This window comes from Micromonospora sp. NPDC047465 (assembly GCF_040643125.1).
GTDB lineage: Bacteria > Actinomycetota > Actinomycetes > Mycobacteriales > Micromonosporaceae > Micromonospora.
The window spans coordinates 160,579-177,942 of record NZ_JBEYTP010000008.1 but is presented as its reverse complement, the minus strand read 5'-3'; the positions used below and the strand labels follow the sequence as shown (position 1 = coordinate 177,942).

General features: G+C 73.9%; 14 protein-coding genes and 1 pseudogene. 11 read left to right on the top strand and 4 right to left on the bottom strand.

The genetic code is table 11. From position 1 onward, the window contains the following. Positions 1 to 6 precede the first annotated feature (6 nt). From ABZ793_RS10870 to ahcY, 11 genes and pseudogenes are all read left to right on the top strand, one after another. On the top strand, positions 7 to 4,350 hold the full coding sequence (locus ABZ793_RS10870) for a toxin glutamine deamidase domain-containing protein (RefSeq protein ID WP_357455202.1): 4,344 nt from the start codon (positions 7 to 9) through the stop codon (positions 4,348 to 4,350). Further along, on the top strand, positions 4,347 to 4,796 hold the full coding sequence (locus ABZ793_RS10865; RefSeq protein ID WP_357455199.1) for a hypothetical protein: 450 nt from the start codon (positions 4,347 to 4,349) through the stop codon (positions 4,794 to 4,796). Before ABZ793_RS10870 ends, ABZ793_RS10865 begins: the two co-directional genes overlap by 4 nt. Positions 4,797 to 4,951: 155 nt before the next feature. Beyond that, positions 4,952 to 5,153: pseudogene (locus ABZ793_RS10860) on the top strand (DUF664 domain-containing protein); the annotation flags it as partial. Between the two features lie 167 nt (positions 5,154 to 5,320). Next, positions 5,321 to 6,013, top strand: a complete 693-nt coding sequence (gene nfi, locus ABZ793_RS10855; RefSeq protein WP_357455196.1) for a deoxyribonuclease V — start codon at positions 5,321 to 5,323, stop codon at positions 6,011 to 6,013. Positions 6,014 to 6,385: 372 nt separating this feature from the next. Continuing rightward, positions 6,386 to 7,537, top strand: coding sequence for a hypothetical protein (locus tag ABZ793_RS10850; RefSeq protein WP_357455193.1), 1,152 nt, complete (start codon positions 6,386 to 6,388; stop codon positions 7,535 to 7,537). A gap of 69 nt (positions 7,538 to 7,606) precedes the next feature. After that, positions 7,607 to 8,992 carry a phosphomannomutase/phosphoglucomutase gene (locus tag ABZ793_RS10845; RefSeq protein WP_357455190.1) on the top strand — a complete coding sequence of 462 codons (1,386 nt, stop codon included), beginning with the start codon at positions 7,607 to 7,609 and terminating at the stop codon, positions 8,990 to 8,992. A gap of 62 nt (positions 8,993 to 9,054) precedes the next feature. After that, the gene (locus ABZ793_RS10840; protein WP_350682673.1) at positions 9,055 to 9,240 is read left to right on the top strand and encodes a Trm112 family protein; all 186 of its coding nucleotides are present in this window, start codon (positions 9,055 to 9,057) and stop codon (positions 9,238 to 9,240) included. Next, a complete protein-coding gene (locus tag ABZ793_RS10835) occupies positions 9,237 to 10,433 on the top strand; it encodes an SIS domain-containing protein (protein WP_357455186.1) in 1,197 nt (398 codons plus the stop codon). The genes ABZ793_RS10840 and ABZ793_RS10835 overlap by 4 nt, the downstream gene beginning before the upstream one ends. Positions 10,434 to 10,509: 76 nt before the next feature. Further along, positions 10,510 to 11,511, top strand: coding sequence for a cation diffusion facilitator family transporter (locus ABZ793_RS10830; protein WP_357455183.1), 1,002 nt, complete (start codon positions 10,510 to 10,512; stop codon positions 11,509 to 11,511). Between the two features lie 3 nt (positions 11,512 to 11,514). Next, on the top strand, positions 11,515 to 12,678 hold the full coding sequence (manA, locus tag ABZ793_RS10825; protein WP_357455180.1) for a mannose-6-phosphate isomerase, class I: 1,164 nt from the start codon (positions 11,515 to 11,517) through the stop codon (positions 12,676 to 12,678). 315 nt (positions 12,679 to 12,993) lie between these two features. After that, on the top strand, positions 12,994 to 14,493 hold the full coding sequence (ahcY, locus tag ABZ793_RS10820; RefSeq protein ID WP_357455177.1) for an adenosylhomocysteinase: 1,500 nt from the start codon (positions 12,994 to 12,996) through the stop codon (positions 14,491 to 14,493). Between the two features lie 140 nt (positions 14,494 to 14,633). Here ahcY and ABZ793_RS10815 read toward each other — a convergent pair whose 3' ends face one another. The 4 genes from ABZ793_RS10815 to ABZ793_RS10800 form a co-directional block, all read right to left on the bottom strand. Next, a complete protein-coding gene (locus ABZ793_RS10815; protein ID WP_357455174.1) occupies positions 14,634 to 14,798 on the bottom strand; it encodes a hypothetical protein in 165 nt (54 codons plus the stop codon). 49 nt (positions 14,799 to 14,847) lie between these two features. Next, the gene (locus ABZ793_RS10810; protein ID WP_357455171.1) at positions 14,848 to 15,720 is read right to left on the bottom strand and encodes a tetratricopeptide repeat protein; all 873 of its coding nucleotides are present in this window, start codon (positions 15,718 to 15,720) and stop codon (positions 14,848 to 14,850) included. Further along, positions 15,717 to 16,163 carry a hypothetical protein gene (locus ABZ793_RS10805; protein WP_357455168.1) on the bottom strand — a complete coding sequence of 149 codons (447 nt, stop codon included), beginning with the start codon at positions 16,161 to 16,163 and terminating at the stop codon, positions 15,717 to 15,719. Before ABZ793_RS10805 ends, ABZ793_RS10810 begins: the two co-directional genes overlap by 4 nt. Positions 16,164 to 16,263: 100 nt before the next feature. Beyond that, the gene (locus ABZ793_RS10800; RefSeq protein WP_357455165.1) at positions 16,264 to 17,355 is read right to left on the bottom strand and encodes an RDD family protein; all 1,092 of its coding nucleotides are present in this window, start codon (positions 17,353 to 17,355) and stop codon (positions 16,264 to 16,266) included. Between the last annotated feature and the right edge of the window lie 9 nt (positions 17,356 to 17,364).

Here is a 17,364-nt window from a genome sequence, read left to right as displayed (position 1 = left end):
ACCCGGATGAGTCTGTTGCCGAGCCCCATCCCGCACCCGCTCGACTACTCGCCCTGGGATCTGCCGGGCTGGGTCTACGAGGCCCTCGACTGGGTGATCGGTGTCGAGTGGCCGGAGGGGAACGAGCGGGCGGTCTGGGAGCTGGCCGACCAGTGGTACGCGGTGGCGGCAGCGCTGGCCGGGCCGCACGCCGACGCCGTCACGGCCGCCGCTGAGGTGCGCGGCGGGTACGGCGGCGTCGGGGCGGTCGCCGCCGCCTTCGACACCGCCTGGCGTCGGGTCGCCGAGGGCGACGAGGCGCCGCTGCCCGTGCTGCTCGCCGTCAGCACCGAGCTGGGCCGGCTGGTGGAGGAGTGCGGCTGCGACATCGAGGGCGCCAAGCTCGAGGTCTGGATCGAGCTGGGCATCCTGGTGATCGAGCTGCTGTCGCTGGCGGTCGCCACCGTGCTCACCGCCGGCGCTGCCTCGCCCGCCGCCGGGGCGGCGATCACCGCCACCCGGCTGATCGTGCAGCAGATCTTCAAGCGGCTGATGGCGCAACTGGCCCGCAAGTCGCTCAAGCAGGGGCTCAAGGAGGCGGGCGAGCGGGCGGCGAAGGAGGTCACCAAGGGCGGCGTGCGGGGCCTCGCTCGGCGTGCGGCGCTGGGCGGCGCGTCCGAGGCGGCCGAGGAGAGCGGCATCAACCTCGCCACCCAGGCGTACCAGAACTCGACCGGCCGACGGCACGGGCTGGACATGACGGAGCTGGGCACGACGGCGGTCGGCGGCCTGGCCGGCGGAGCGGTGGCGCCGCTGGCCGGCCTCGGCCGCCACGCCACCGGGCGGGGCGCCCGCATCGGGGAGCACCTGGGCCGCGAGATGACCGGCGAGGTGATGGCCGAGCAGGCCGCGAGCCTCGCCACCGGCCAGGGACCGACCTCCGTGGAGGACGCGGCCCGGGCGGCCGTGTCCGGAGCCCGTGGCTCCGCCACCGCGCAGGCCGACGCCGCGCTGCAGGCCCGGCTCGACGGCCAGATGAGCGCCCTGGCCGGAATGTCGCTGACCGCGATGGACAGCGGGGCTGCGGCACAGACCTCAAGCGTCACGGCAGGCCCGGCGGCAAACCTGGATGTGCCCCGGCACCCGCTGGCGATGCCGGAGGCGGCGGCGACCCGGCACGGCCCACCCGTTGACGTTGCCCCGGCGGCTGCGGAACTCACGTCGGCACCCGAAACGCGTGCGGCACCCGGGCCGGGTTCATTCGAGCCCGGAGTGCGGCTTCCCGAGCAGGGCGGGACTTCCTCCGGGCTGCCGGCTGCGCCTGCGGAGACCGTTTCCGCCACTCCCGTGGTCGTGCCGGCAGCCGAGGCGACGCTTGCGGAAGCGCGGAACGGTTCCCAGCTCACGCCGGGGACCGAGGCCACCGGGCCCGCGCTGTCGCTGACGCCACATGTCGACACGTCGGCCGCTCCACTCGATCCGACGCTCTCCTCGGTCATGCCCGAAGCGCCTCCGGCGCCCGCGGTGCCGCTGCCGGCGGGCTCCGGCAACGTCGTCGAACAGGCAACGGGCGCCGGGACGGCCGCGCAGCATCCGAGTGCCACGACAACCGCCCCGTCGGTGGTCGGAGGGACCACGCCGAACAATCCCGGGGTCGCCTCCCCTCTGGGGCGCATCCCGGCGCAGAGCTACCCGGTCGCCGCCACCGCGCAGGCGGCGGTCGGTGAGGCCACGGCGAGGAGCGGTGTGGCACCGCCCACCCCTGTCCCGCCGTCGCCGCCCCAGGCCCCAGAGGACGGACCTGCGACCCGGACGCATGACGGGGCGGCGCATCCGCCAGGAGCCGCAGAACAACCTCCGCGTCCACGCACCGCCGAGTGGTACGCCGCCATGTGGGCCGCGGATCGGGATGCGTTCGAACGACGCCGCTACCGGGGGCACTTCCAGTTCCAGCGGACGAACCACGAGGAGAATCGCCGCCGGGACAGCGCGGCCCGGCTACGTCAGGCCGCGGACCGCAGCTACGACGAAGCCCGGTGGCTCGTCAGCGAGGGCCGTCGGCTGGCGCAGGCCGGGCACCGTGCCACCTCCGAGCGCTTCTTCCAAGAGAGCCGGGAACGGGAGCGCTGGTGTCACCAGCAGCGGGATCTGGCCGAAGCGGTTCTGGCCGGGACGGCCGCCCCGGTCGTCGTCGCCATCACCGACACGGACTTCCGCGGGATCAACGACGATGTCGGCGACCTGGCACTCGGTGCTGTGGAGACCGCGGACCGCTCGGCGCTGACGAGGGACGACTACCCGCCGCCGATCGACCGGTCGCGGAACTACGGCCAGCCCGGCGGTCTGCGTCCGCCGCTGGCGCTGCACCAGACCGACATCGAGCGGCAGGTGCCCCGCGAGTCCGACGGGAGCGTCAAGCGGACCGCCGATCCGCGACGCGGCGGCTGGTTCGGCTTGGTGAACGACGGCGGGCCGCGAGCCGACCCGACCCGTGCCATCAACTGCATCGACTGCACGCTCTCGCTGTTCGACACCTGGATGCACGGCCGGCCCCGGGTGGCCGCGCCCCGCACCTTCGACGCCTACCTGGCCGGTGACGTCACGCGCCCCATCAACGGTGAGTGGGGCGGCATGGGGCGGATCGAGGACGTCACCGGGGGGCGTTTTCAGCGCCTCTGCCAGCCGACGGAGGACGTTCAGGGTGCCGAGCGGCGGCGGGCCGTCGACACCGGCTACGACAACCTTCACTACCAGCTCCGCCTCGGCGGCCACGGCAGCTTCGCCTTCGTCGTCAACAGCTGGGAGCAGGGCGGTTCCCACATCTGGGTCGCCCTCAACCAGCACGGCACGGTGCTCTACCTTGACCCCCAGACCGGAGCCGTGTCGGACGCGCCGCTATACCGGCACCGGGGCAACCCGCACCCGTACAACGCTGTCGACACCGAGGTTCTGGTGCTGGGCCCGGACGCCCGACCGATGCCGCTCGGCGGGCTGCGGCGCGGCCGGTTCAGCGAGCGTCCGGACCTGCCGGACCACCCGCCCGTCGAGACCGACCAGGGGTACGGCGAGCCGTACCTGAACCGCATGTACCTGCTCGACGGTCCCGGGTCGGCCGTCCCGTCTGATGGGCTGCCGCCAGCCAGGCCCGAGCAGCCTGGCCCGGCACTCGATCGAGGCAACGCCCCGACGGAAGAACTGCGGGCCGCACGGGAACGCGCACAGGCGGAACGGGTGGCGAACGGTGGACCCGCGAGCGCCGTCCTGGCTGACGAGCCGGACCTGGAGCGGGTGTTCGCCGCCGGCGTGACCCCGGTCGAGGTGGCCGCCGGGCTCGATGCACCGGCCCTCCGGCGACTCGTACCGCACCTCGACGAGCCGGCCGCCCGGGACTTGGCGCGGCTGTTCGCGGAGCCGCGCGTGCAGCGAATGCTGGACGACACGTGGCGGACGCCGCCGAAGGACGAGCCGATGCTCGCCGAGATCCTCGTCCGGCAGTTGGTGGAACGGCCCGACCTGGCGCGGATGATCCTCGCTACGCCGGAACTGGCGAACTCGCTGACGGCACGTCCGGTGACACTGCATCACCTGGCCATTCACCAACAGGCGATCGACGTCCTCGGCTCCGTTCTTGATGACATCGTGGCCTCCGGCACCGGGACGGTCGCCTCCGGTGAGGTGAAGCCGCCTGAGGGGGGAATCAGCGCTGCGCAGAAGGCGCTCGGTGATTCGGTCAACCCGAGGAAGCGCCAGATTTACCAACCCGGATTCGATCCCTCTCAACAGGACGACGAGGCCTATCGTTTGAACTACCTGAACAGCCTGTACATGGAAGCGTCAGTGGCTCAGCCGGAACTGAACGAACTGGCGCTGCGGATGGCTGGAGAGGATGGGGTGGCGAGCTGGCGGGACAAGCCCAAAGATCGTCGGCGCGCCCTCGACAAGGTTGTGGAATACCAGAACGATGTGTCGTCATTGAAGGACCTTGCTGCGGCCAGGATACAGTTCAGAAGTCTCGACGATCTGTATCAGGGACTGCAGCGGATCGGTCAGGAACCCGGCATTGAGGTTCTCGCCAAGAAGGATCGCTTCCTTGAGCCTCAGCTGAGCGGCTACCGGGACGTGCTGTTAAGTTTGCGGATGTCGAATGGGCATGTGGCGGAACTCCGCCTTCAGCTCCTAGCCTTGGACGAGGTTGCGGAGTGGGAACACGCGCTTTATGAGGTCCGCCGAGACCTCGACGCGATGGCGGAGTCGCAGGATCGTCCTTTGACGACTCTGGAGTTGGCGATACGGGACGGGCTTGTCGTCCGTGAGCAGGAAGCGTTCCGAGCTGCTCTGGAACGCCATGAGCGAGAGGCGATGGAGCGGTGAATACTCGGCCGCCGGGAAGACTTCCGGCCTTCTTCAGTTACTACGAGACCCCCCTCAAGCTCATATCGGATGAGGTGGGCCAGATCCAGGGTTGGCGACTATCAAGGAAGACCGGAGGTTGGGAACGGGCTGACGAGTTGGTCCGCAAGGTTCTCTTCGTCGGTGGCGATGAGATTGAGGAATTGTCGCGCGACGAGTTCATCGGTTTCACCGAGCATGACCGAGGGCGATATCTACGCGGCAGCGGACCGATCTTCGCCCTGTACGAGACGGTGAGTGCGATTGAGGAGCAGGCGGACGCGGAGCGTCGGCCGCTCACGCCTCACGAGGCGGCGTTGGTCACGGGAATCCGCAGAAAGACCTTCGTCATGTTCGAAGAGGAACTCCGGCGGGCGGGTGACCCCGCGGCTGATCCTCTGCTAGGCGCAGAAGGCGGCGAGGGGTGAGTTCCGCCGCTGGCGGAAATTTATTGCGACTCCGGTTCGGCGCCGGTCAGGGTCGCTCGTATGGCTGAATCCCCTGCTGACCTCGCTACCCCGCCGCTGCCCGCCCGGACGGCGACTTCGACGGTGCGGTCGGCGACCCGGAGGTGGTGGCCGAGGCGTGGCGCACCTGGCGGGCGGAGGTGGAGTTCGCCGAGCGCTTCGTCGCCGAGTCCGACGACCTGGGGGGTCACGGGCCGACACGGAGACGGGGAGGTCTCGCTGCGGGAGCTGCTGGTGCACATGATCGAGGAGTACGCCCGGCACAACGGCCACGCCGACCTGCTCCGCGAGCTGATCGACGGCCGCGTCGGGCAGTAGGAGCGTCGCTGTTCACCGTGGACGGGGTGGTTTGTGAGGCCGGAATAGCATGGCGAAATGGCTGAATCAGACACCGACCAGCGCTCCGCTGGCCAGCAGAGTGCCGGCAGGCAGGCCACCGGCCGGTCGTCGTGACGACGGACGGACCGGGGGTCGCGCAGGTCGCCATGTCTGAGGTGTCGGGTGCGCCCATTGCTGTGCCGGGCAGCGTGGCGGAGGCGTTGGCCGTGCAGGAGCGGTTGCGGCCGCTGGTCGACATGGTCGGGCCGGGGCCGGCCGAGCCGGCGACGGTGGCCGGCCTGGACGTCGCGTACGCCGAGAGTGGCGACCGCCTCGCGGCGGCCGTGACGGTGTTGGACGCCCGGACGCTCGCGGTGGTCGACTCGGCGGTCAGCGTGGGCCGGCCCGCCTTCGACTACGTCCCGGGGCTGTTCGCGTTCCGCGAGCTGCCCGCGTTGCTCGACGCGCTCGACCGGCTGACCGTGCGGCCGGAGGTGCTGGTCTGCGACGGGCACGGGCTGGCCCACCCGCGCCGGTTCGGGCTGGCCTGCCACCTGGGCGTGGTGACCGGCCTGCCGGCGATCGGGGTGGGCAAGACGCCGCTGCTCGGCGAGTGGGCCCCGCCGGCCGACGAGCGCGGCGCGTGGACGCCGCTGCGGGACGGGGCCGAGATCGTGGGCCGGGTGCTGCGTACCCGGGACGGCGTGAAGCCGGTCTTCGTCAGCGTCGGCCACCGGATGAGCCTCGACAACGCGACGGCGCGGGTGCTCGCGTTGACGCCGCGCTACCGGCTGCCCGAGACCACCCGCACCGCCGACCGGCTCTGCCGCGACGCGCTGGCGGCCGCCGAAGCGGGCTGACGCCCGCGGCCGTCCAGCCGGGACGCTCGCAGGCACCCGTAAGCACCCGCCCGCCCGAGACGTCCACAGGCACCCCGTCCGCCCGGGGACGTCCACAGGCACCCCGCCCGGGGACGTCCGCAGACACCCTGCCCGAGACCCGCAGACGCCCTGCCAGCCAAGAAACGCGCGGAGGGCGCCACCGGGAGTGTCGATGCCGAGGTGCCGGCCCGCCCCGCTGACGGAGGCCAGGTGCGGGGACCGGATGTCAGGTGCAGCGCGACCACCAGGGTAATGCGGCGCACATCCGGAGCGCTCTATGACCGGGCCTCACCCGGCGGCGGTAGTAGCCTACCGGCGGACCCCCGTCGGGGGAGGAACGGCGAGGTGATCATGGCGGTACGTCGGCACGCGGCGCGGCTCGCGACGGTCTGCGCGTTGCTGGGTGGCCTGGTGGCGCTCGGCGCGACGCCGGCGCTCGCCGACGACGACTCGGTCCGGGTGCGGTCGGCCGGCAGCTTCACGGCCGGCGGTTCCGCCGAGGGCGTCTCGATCGAGGTGCGCAAGCGCAGCGACGGCTGCGTGCTGCTGCGTACCACTCTGGGGCTGCGCCTGGGCGGCCTGCGCGCCGACCAGGTCAGGGCGCAGGTCAACGTGGGCGGCCACTGGTTCCCGGTGTCGCTCTCCGGGGGCGGGGGCAGCGTGGCCACTCCGGCCACCTCGCCGGCGAACCCGCGGCTGTGCAAGGGCAAGAGCATCTCGGTGCGCTACCGGGTGGCGTTCGTCCAGGGTGCGCCGGGCGGCCGGCTGACGGTCACCGGCGCGGCCAGCAACGCGCTCGGGCAGCTGCTGGGCCGGGGCGCCGAGGCGTCCCGGGTGGTCGGCGGCCGGGCCTCCGCGTCGCCGTCGCCGACGCCCTCGAAGAAGCCGTCGCCGACCCCGAGCGCGGTCGCCTCGCAGGCGGGGACCGCCGGGGAGTCGCCGGCCCTGGCGGCCGTCGCCGGGCAGGGCGCCGGCGCCACCGTCAACGCCGCCGAGGAGGAGTCCGGCGGCGGGTCGGTGGTCATGTTCTTCGGTATCGCCATGGTGGCCGTCGGGGTCCTGCTCATTCTCCTGATCTTCCGCCGCTCCCGGGCGGACAAGGAACCCGCCGACGACCTGCCGCCCGTCCCGCTGCCCCGCAGCAACCCCGGCGGCACCACGTACCGCTCCGCGCAGGGCCCGGCCGCCGCCCCCGTCCCGCCCGGCCAGGTGTACGGCCAGCAGCCGCCCGTCCCCGGCGTGTACGGGGGCACCCCCGCCCCGCGTCCGGCCGGCGGCGTGTACGGCAGCCGCCCGTCCCCGGAGGCCACCCAGGTGGTGCCCGGCGGGCCCACCCCGCCGCCGGTGTCCGCCCCGCCCGGGAACCCGACGTCGACGCCGCCCACCCCGGGGCAGTACGGCCGGCCGACATCGGCTCCGCCCGCCACCGGGCGACCCGGTGACCCGCCCCCGGAGGCCGACGGCGGCGACCACACCAGGTTCATGCCCCGGCTCCCTGGCTGAGCCGGGGCGCCCCGCGCCCCTCCGATACGCTCAGGCCGTTGACGACCTGCGGCGCGAGGAGCGATACCGGTGTCTGATCTGTCCCAGATCGTGAAGGCCTACGACGTCCGTGGGACGGTGCCGGACCAGTGGGACGAGCGGGCCGCCGAGGCCCTCGGCGTGGCCTTCGCGCAGGTGCTGGACGCCTACGGCGAGGGCGGCGACGCGGTGCTCATCGCGCACGACATGCGTGCCACCGGTCCCGGTCTGGCCGCCGCCTTCGCCGCCGGGGTGCGTGCCGAGGGGCGCTCGGTGATCGAGCTGGGGCTCGGCTCGACGGACATGCTCTACTACGCCTCCGGCGCGTTGGGGCTGCCCGGCGCGATGTTCACCGCCAGCCACAACCCGGCGCAGTACAACGGCATCAAGATGTGCCGCTCCGGCGCCCGGCCGATCGGGCAGGACAGCGGGCTGGCCGAGATCCGCCAGCGGGCGCAGGCCCTGCTGGACAAGGACGAGGCCCACCCGGCCGGCGAGCCGACCGCGCCGGCCGAGCGCCGCGACCTGCTGGCCGGTTACGCGGCGTACCTGCGCGAGCTGGTGGACCTCTCCACCATCCGCCCGCTGAAGGTCGTCGTCGACGCCGGCAACGGCATGGGCGGCTACACCGTCCCGGCCGTGCTCGGCGACGCCGTCCTGCCGGCGCTGCCGCTGGAGATCGTGCCGCTCTACTTCGAGCTGGACGGCACGTTCCCCAACCACGAGGCCAATCCGCTGGACCCGGCCAACCTTGTCGACCTCCAGCGCGCGGTGCTCGAGCACGGCGCCGAGATCGGCCTGGCGTTCGACGGCGACGCCGACCGCTGCTTCGTGGTCGACGAGCGCGGCGAGCCGGTCTCCCCGTCGGCGATCACCGCCCTGGTGGCGGCCCGAGAGTTGGCCAAGCACCCCGGCTCGACGGTGATCCACAACCTGATCACCTCCAGCGCCGTGCCGGAGATCATCCGCGAGCACGGCGGCGAGCCGGTCGTCGCCCGGGTCGGGCACTCCTTCATCAAGGCGGAGATGGCCCGCACCAACGCGATCTTCGGCGGTGAGCACTCCGCCCACTACTACTTCCGGGACTTCTGGTTCGCCGACACCGGCATGCTCGCCGCGTTGCACACCCTGGCCGCCCTGGGCGAGCAGTCGCTGCCGATGTCCGTGCTGGCCGGCGAGTACGAGCGGTACGTCGCCTCCGGCGAGATCAACTCGACCGTGGCCGACCAGGCCGCCAAGGTGGCCGAGGTGCGGGCCGCGTACCCGCAGGCCGAGGCCGACGAGCTGGACGGCCTCACGCTGCGCTTCCCGGACGGCGCGTGGTTCAACCTCCGCGCCTCCAACACGGAGCCGTTGCTGCGGCTCAACGTCGAGGCCCCGACCCGGGAGCGGATGACCTCGCTCCGTGACGAGGTGCTCGACCGGGTTCGCCGATAAGATCGCCTGCGCCGGTCGGCACCGTCGATCGGTGAAACCGCATACGTGGAAGGAGCCGCGCCGTGGCCCTGGACCCGCAGTTGCTGGAAATCCTCGCCTGTCCGGACACGCATCACGCCCCGCTCGACTACGACGCGGAGGCGCAGACGCTGACCTGCACCGAGTGCGGTCGGATCTTCGAGGTCCGCGACGACGTGCCCGTGCTGCTGCTGGACGAGGCGCGCGGCGGCCCCGCGGAGCGGTCGTGATCGAGGGTACGGCCGGGGTCAGCGGCCGCCGCGATCCCGACGAGGCCCTGCTCGACGACCAGGACGCGCTCGCCGAGCACGACCCGGGCGGCATGCTGCGGCACACCGCCTCCGCCGGGGCGCAGGTCCGCGAGTCGGCCGCCCTGGCCGCCGAGGCGAACCTCCAGGTGCTCGCCGACGAGGGCCGACCCCGCGCGGTCGTCATCGCCGGCATCGGCACCGCCGGCCGTACGGGTGACGTGCTGGCCACCGTCGCCGGGCCGCGCTGCCCGGTGCCGGTCATCCCGCACCGCAGCGCCGGCGTGCCCGGCTGGGTGGGGGCTGCCGACGTGGTCATCGCCGTGAGCGCCTCCGGCCGCAGCCCAGAGGCGCTGGGCGCCGCCGAGGCCGCGCACCGGCGGGGCGCCCGGCTGGTCGCCGTCGGCGCGCCCGACTCGCAGTTGCAGTCGGTGGCCGAGCGGGCCCGGGCGCCGTTCATCCCGGTGCCCCGGCGCGCCCCGGCCCGGGCCAGCCTCTGGGCGCTCACCGTGCCGGTCCTGCTCGCCGCCCGTACGCTCGGCCTGGTGAAGGTCAACGAGGCGGACCTGGCGGAGACCGCGGCCCGGCTCGACGCGGACGCCGACCGGTGCCGCCCGACGGCCGAGTCCTTCGTCAACCCGGCGAAGTCGCTCGCCCTGGGTCTGGCCGGCTCGGTGCCGATCGTCTGGGGCTCGTCGCCGCTCGCCACCGTGGCGGCCCGCCGGTTCGGCGACACCCTGTCCGCCAACGCCCGCTACCCGGTGGTCAGCGGGGCGCTCGGCGAGGCCGGGCGGGGGCGGGTCGGCCTGCTCGACGGCGTCTTCGGCGGCCTGGCGGAGGGGGAGCGGGACATCTTCGCCGACCCCGACGACGAGGCGTCGACCGGCACCCGGCTGCGGCTGGTGCTGCTGCGCGACGGCGGGCTGAACCCCGAGGACGACGCCGACGAGCCGCTCGACGTCGAGGAGCGCCGCGCGGACGCGGTGCAGACCCTCGCCGAGCGGCGCGGTGTGCGCTGCGACGTGGTGACCGCCGAGGGCGGCTCCGCGCTGGAGCGGCTCGCCTCGCTGGTCGCCGTGCCGGACTTCGCCTCGGTCTACCTCGCCCTGGCACACGGACTGGATCCGATGGCCGTTCCGGCCATCACCGAGATGAAGGAGCTGGCGAACCAGTGAGCGATAGCAGGGAACGGGTCGAGCGGCGCGGCGCGCCGGTGCCCGGCGGCGCCGCGCGACGGAACGGGGCGGCGGCGTGAGCGCCAACGGCGGGACGAAGGCGATCGTCGCCGCGCTGCTGGCGAACGTCGGCATCGCCGTCACCAAGTTCGTCGCGTTCCTGCTGACCGGGTCGTCGTCGATGCTGGCCGAGTCGATCCACTCGGTGGCCGACTCCGGCAACCAGGGACTGCTGCTGCTCGGCGGCCGGCGGGCCAAGCGGGCGGCCACCCCGCAGCACCCCTTCGGCTACGGCCGCGAGCGCTACATCTACGCGTTCATCGTCTCCATCGTGCTGTTCAGCGTCGGTGGCCTGTTCGCCCTGTACGAGGCGTACCACAAGTGGTCGCACGCGGAGCCGATCACGAGCTGGCACTGGGTGCCGGTCGTCGTGCTGGTGGCCGCGATCATCATGGAGTCGTTCTCCTTCCGCACCGCCATCAAGGAGTCCAACCTCGTCCGGGGCAACCAGTCCTGGGTGAGGTTCGTGCGCCGGGCCAAGGCCCCGGAGCTGCCGGTGGTGCTGCTGGAGGACCTGGGGGCGCTGGTCGGTCTGGTCTTCGCGCTCTTCGGCGTCGGCATGACGCTGATCACCGACAACGGCCGGTGGGACGCCGTCGGCACCGCGATGATCGGCGTGCTGCTGGTGGCCATCGCGATCATCCTGGCCGTCGAGACCAAGAGCCTGCTGCTCGGTGAGGGCGCCGAGGCGCACGACGTCGCCGCCATCGAGAAGGCGGTCACGGACGGCCCGGAGGTGGAGCGGATCATCCACATGAAGACGCTCTACCTGGGCCCCGAGGAGCTGATGGTCGCCGCGAAGATCGGCGTGCCGGCCTGCGACAACGCCGAGGAGCTGGCCCGCGGCATCAACGTCGTCGAGGCCCGGATCCGCGCCGCCGTGCCGGCCGCCCGGGTGATCTACCTGGAGCCGGACATCTACAGCGCCGCCGCCGAGCGGGCGGGCAGCGGGAGCGCGGCGCACACCGCCGCGCCGGGATCCGAGCCGGGTGAGGCCGCCGGGCGGCCCGGGAGCTGACCGGTGGAACCGCTGTACGGACCGATCAGGGACTACGCGTGGGGGTCCCGTTCGGCGATCGCCCAGTTGCAGGGCAGGCCGGTGCCGAGCGACGGCCCGGAGGCCGAGCTGTGGCTGGGCGCCCACCCGGGCGGCCCGGCCACGGTCGACCGCGACGGCGGCCGGGTCGACCTGACCGACCTGCTGCTCGCCGAGCCGGACCACTGGCTCGGCGAGCGGGTCGTCGGCCGGTTCGGCACCCGGCTGCCGTTCCTGCTCAAGGTGCTCGCCGCGGACGCCCCGCTGAGTCTGCAGGCGCACCCGGACGCCGAGCAGGCCCGTGCCGGGCACGCCGCCGACGCCGGCCGCCCCGCCGGGCAACGCAACTACGTCGACCCGTACCACAAGCCGGAGCTGCTGGTCGCGCTCTCGCCGATGGAGGCGCTCTGCGGGTTCCGTGACCCGGTCGCCTCGGCGGAGGCGCTCGCGGGGTTCGGCGTACCCGCGCTGGAGCCCGTGCTGGCGGCGTTGCGCACCGGCCCGTCGGGGCTGCGCGACGCCGTACGGCTGCTGCTGACCTGGCCCGCCGACGAGCGCGACGCGCTGGTGGGGGCCGCGGCGTCGGCGGCGGTCGCGGGGCCCGACGCGGAGCTGGCCCGGGAGCTCGCCGCCGCCTACCCGGGTGACCCGGGGGTGCTGGTGGCGATGCTGCTCAACCGGGTGCGGCTGGCGCCCGGGGAGGCGATCTGGATGCCGGCCGGCAACCTGCACGCCTACCTGCGGGGCACCGGCGTGGAGATCATGGCGGCCAGCGACAACGTGCTGCGCGGCGGTCTGACGCCGAAGCGGGTGGACGTCGACGAGCTGCTCCGGGTGTTGCGCTTCGAGGTGCTCCGGGACCCGGTGGTGCCGTCGCTGGAGGTCGACCCCGGGGTGGTCACCTGGCCGGTGCCGGTGGACGACTTCGCGCTGCACCGGGTGACGGTGGGCGCGGCGCTGCCGGCGGTGACGCTGTCGGTGCCCGGGCCGCGCGTGGTGCTCTGCTGCGCGGGGGAGCTCTCGGTCGACGACGGGACGGGCGCGGTGACGCTCGGACGGGGGCGGGCCGCGGTCGGCACGGCCGCCGCCGGGCCGCTGCGCGTGGCGGGCACGGGCGAGGCGTACGTGGCGAGCTGCGGCCAGGGCTGAGCGGGTCGCCCGCCCACCGGTCGCCGGGCGGGGCAAGTCCGACTTTCCCGGAACGGCTTGACGCCGCGACTGCGCAGTGTGACTCTATGGGTACGCAGCGTTATCGCGACGACGGTCCGAGAACGCGCGCGAGGGATCCAAACCGGGGGGATGCACGGGGCGGGCGGCTGGTGGACGGAGAGTCCGTCCACGACCGACCGCCCCGTGCGCTGCCCGCTTCTGTCTTCCTGCTCTCATCACCGGCCGGTCCCTTCCGCGGCGGCCCGCGCGCGTAAGGTGGAGGGTCGCGCAGCACATCGTCCGACAGGAGCTTCCATGACCAGCACCCTCCCGGCGTCCGCAAGCGGAACGCCGTCCGAGGCCCGGCCGAGCACCCTCGCCGAGGGCGACTACAAGGTGGCGGATCTGTCGCTCGCCGAGTTCGGGCGCAAGGAGATCCAGCTCGCCGAGCACGAGATGCCCGGCCTGATGGCGATCCGTCGTGAGTTCGCCGACGCCCAGCCGCTCGCTGGCGCCCGGATCACCGGGTCGCTGCACATGACCATTCAGACCGCCGTCCTGATCGAGACCCTGGTCGCGCTCGGCGCGCAGGTCCGCTGGGCGTCCTGCAACATCTTCTCCACCCAGGACCACGCCGCCGCCGCGATGGTGGTCGGTCCGGAGGGCACCCCGGAGGCCCCGGCCGGCGTCCCGGTCTACGCCTGGAAGGGCGAGAGCCTGGAGGAGTACTGGTGGTGCACCGAGCAGGTGCTCGCCTGGCCCGACGGGCAGGGCCCGAACATGATCCTCGACGACGGCGGCGACGCCACCCTGCTGGTGCACAAGGGCGTCGAGTTCGAGAAGGCCGGAGCCGTCCCGCCGGTCGAGTCCGCCGACTCCGAGGAGTACGCGGTCATCCTCGGCGTGCTGCACCGCTCGCTCGCCGAGGACGGCCAGCGGTGGACCCGGATCGCCGCCGGCATCAAGGGCGTGACCGAGGAGACCACCACCGGCGTGCACCGGCTCTACGAGATGCACCGCGCCGGCACCCTGCTCTTCCCCGCCATCAACGTCAACGACTCGGTGACGAAGAGCAAGTTCGACAACAAGTACGGCTGCCGCCACTCGCTCATCGACGGCATCAACCGGGCCACCGACGTGCTGATCGGCGGCAAGATGGCGGTCGTGCTCGGCTACGGCGACGTCGGCAAGGGCTGCGCCGAGTCGCTGCGTGGCCAGGGTGCCCGGGTCGTGGTCACCGAGGTCGACCCGATCTGCGCCCTCCAGGCGGCGATGGACGGCTACCAGGTCGCCACCCTGGACGACGTGGTCGAGCAGGCGGACATCTTCATCACCGCCACCGGCTGCTTCGACGTCATCACCAACGAGCACATGGCCCGGATGAAGCACCAGGCCATCGTCGGCAACATCGGCCACTTCGACAACGAGATCGACATGGCCGGCCTGGCGAAGCGGTCCGACGTGGAGCGGGTCAACATCAAGCCGCAGGTCGACCTCTGGAAGTTCGCCGACGGGCACGCGATCATCGTGCTGTCGGAGGGCCGCCTGCTGAACCTGGGCAACGCCACCGGCCACCCGAGCTTCGTGATGTCGAACTCGTTCGCCAACCAGACGATCGCCCAGATCGAGCTGTTCACGAAGACCGAGGAATACCCGGTCGGCGTCTACGTGCTGCCGAAGCACCTGGACGAGAAGGTCGCCCGGCTGCACCTGGAGGCGCTCGGCGCCAAGCTGAGCACCCTGACCAAGGAGCAGGCCGCCTACCTCGGCGTCTCCGTCGAGGGCCCGTTCAAGCCGGAGCACTACCGGTACTGAGCCGACCCGCACCGACCGGGCCGGCCCGCGCCAGCGGGCCGGCCCGTCGGCGTCTCCGGCGACTGTGGGCGGCCGGCCCGTCGGCGTGCCGCGACCGGCGTGGGTCAGTCGGGCCGGGGCCGGCCGGGGCGGGAGCGGGGTCAGTCCGGGCCGGAGCGGGAGCGGCGGCGGGCGGGGCGGACCCAGGTCCACACGCACCAGGCGAGCCAGGCCAGCGAGACCACCGTGGCCAGGGCGCGCAGGCGCAGCGCGCTGAGCAGCAGCACCACCGCCAGGACGGCCAGCCACGGCCCGAACGCCCTCACGACCGCCACCGCCGACGCGCGCTCCCGACCGCCGCCGGCCGCGCCGACCTCACGACCGCCACCGGCCGAGGACCATGCGGCGGACCAGCGGCGGGGCGATCCACGACCAGACGCAGAAGAGCGCCCACGCCAGGCCGAACAGGCCAGCGAGCAGGTCCAGCCCGGCGAGGTTGAGCAGCACCACCACGCCGATCGCGAGCAGCCAGGTGCGGAGGATCCCCAGCCGGTAGAGCGGCCGCAGCGGCAGCAGCAGCGGGTGGGTGTACACCCGGCTCTCCCAGGCGGCCTCGGCGTAGTCGGCGTCGGTCGGATCGTGCGCCACCGCCTGGCCGAAGGCACGGTGCGCGGTGCCCACCCGGCCGCGCCGGGCCGCAGCGACGCCGTGCAGGGCGAGCGCCGCGGGGTTGGCCGGCCACGCCCCGAGGAACTCGCGGGAGATGCGCTCGGCGGCCCGGTCGTCGCCCCGGGCGTACGCGAGCTGGAAACGGGAGGCGAAGACGGCCGGCGCGTCCGGGACGATCGCGGCGGCGCGGGCGACCAGGCGTTCCGCCTTGTCGGTCTGGCCCACGGCCGAGCAGAGGTCGGCGTACTGGCAGAGCAGCCACGGGTTCTCCGGCTCGATGGCCAGCGCGTCGAGCAGCGCCCGCTCGGCGGGGGCGAACTCGCGGCGGTGGCGCCGCGCGAGACCCAGCCGGCCGAGCAACTCCGCGTCCGGGCCGGTCTCGGCCAGGCCCTGACGGGCGACGGCGACCACCTCGTCCCAACGGTCCAGCCCGGTCAGTGCCGCCGCCCGCAGCCGGAACGCGGCGGGGCTGGCGGCCAGCGCGGCGGGGAGCCGGTTCACCTCGTCCAGGGCCTGTTCCAGCCGGTTCAGCTCCAGGAGCTGGACCAACCGGGCGAGCTGGGTCTCCGGGGCGGTCACGCGGCGGCCACCAGCACGATCAGCGCGGCCTCGGCGAAGCCGAACAGGAGCACCGCCCCGACGCCGGGCAGCCACAGCGACGCCGGCTCGCCGCCGCGCAGCTCGTACGCCCGGAACCGGCGCTTCTGCGTGGCGGAGGCAGCGAGCCAGACCAGCGCGCCGGCCAGCGCCCCGATCAGCCGGACGGGCCGGTCGGCCCCGTCGTCGAAGACCACGAGCGTGACCACCAGCCGGGCCACCAGCCCGGCCAGCCCGACGCCGAGCACCGCCAGGTGCGTCCGGCGGGGCAGGCCCAGCCGGTGCCCGTTGACCAGGGCCAGCACGGTGGCCGCCGTCGGGCCGCCGAACACGGCGGGGAAGAGCAGCGAGTGCGGTCGCCACGGCGGGCGACGCGCCTCGTACGCCGCCGGCGCGATGGTGGGGGTGAACAGGTCGTCGGCCACGGTGTTCCCGTCTCGGTAGGGGCGAGCGAGCCGGATCCTGCCACAGCCGGGCGACGGTCGGCGGTCCCGCGCCCGCCGCTCGGGTGCCCGCGCCCGCCGGTCAGGTGCCGGCGTCGGGCGTGGACATGACGCTCGCCGGCGCCGACGGGGCGGAGGTGGACGGCGGCGTCGACGCGGTCACCGCCGCGACCGCCGGCCGTACCGCCGCGACGGGCTGCGCCGGCACGGCGGCCGGCGCGCCGCCGGGCACCGCCGGACGGATCGTGCCGGGTGGCGCGGCGACCTCGGGCGGGGCGGCGGCCGGGACCGCGCGGGGCGGCGCGGGCGGGCCGGGCGTCAGCTCCGGCCAGAGCGTCGCGGCGACGGCGCGACCGCGGCCCAGCCGGTGCCAGGCCCGCCGGTGCCGCTCGCCGAGGACCGCGGCCAGGTAGACCGACTCCGGCATGCCCGGCGGCGGGGGCGGCGTGATCACCGCCGAGATCTCGGCCCACAGGCCGCGGCCCAGCCGCCCGCGGGCCGGCTCCGCCAGGTGGCGCACCCGGGCCAGGTACTGCCGGGCGGCCAGCGCCAGGCCGTCGTCCAGCCGGCTCAGGTCCAGCGTGTGCGCCCAGCCGACCAGCACGGGCACCGCCGTCGGGACCGGCCGCCAGGCGGTCGCCGTCCGGGTGTGCACGACGAGCGTGCCCGCCACGAGGTCGCCCAGCCGGCGCCCCCGCCGGTCAGTCAGCATCACGGTCACGCCGGCGACCCAGCTCAGCAGCGGCAGCACCAGGCCCGGCCACTCCACCGCCACGCCCACCAGCGCCCGGGTCAGCGACTGCCGCAGCCCCACCGGGGCGCCGTCGGCGCTGACCACCCGCAGCCCGACCGCCAGCTTGCCCAGCGTCCGGCCGTGGTTGAACCGCTCGCAGAGCACCGGGTAGCCGACCAGCACCAGGACCAGCCCCACCGTCGCGAGGGCACCGGTCAGCGCCCCGTCGACCAGCCCGGGCGGCAGGTTGCTCAGCACGATGCCGGCGGCGATCGACAGCACCAGCACGAGGACCAGCTGGGCCAGGATGTCGAGCATCAGCGCGAGCACCCGGGAGCCGATCCGGGCGGCCCGGACGTCCAGCTCCACGGCCTCCCCGCTGACCAGCCCGGCGTCGCCCCACGGGGCGGGTCGGGCCGGCGGTCGTGGTTGCGCTCTCACCCCGACAGT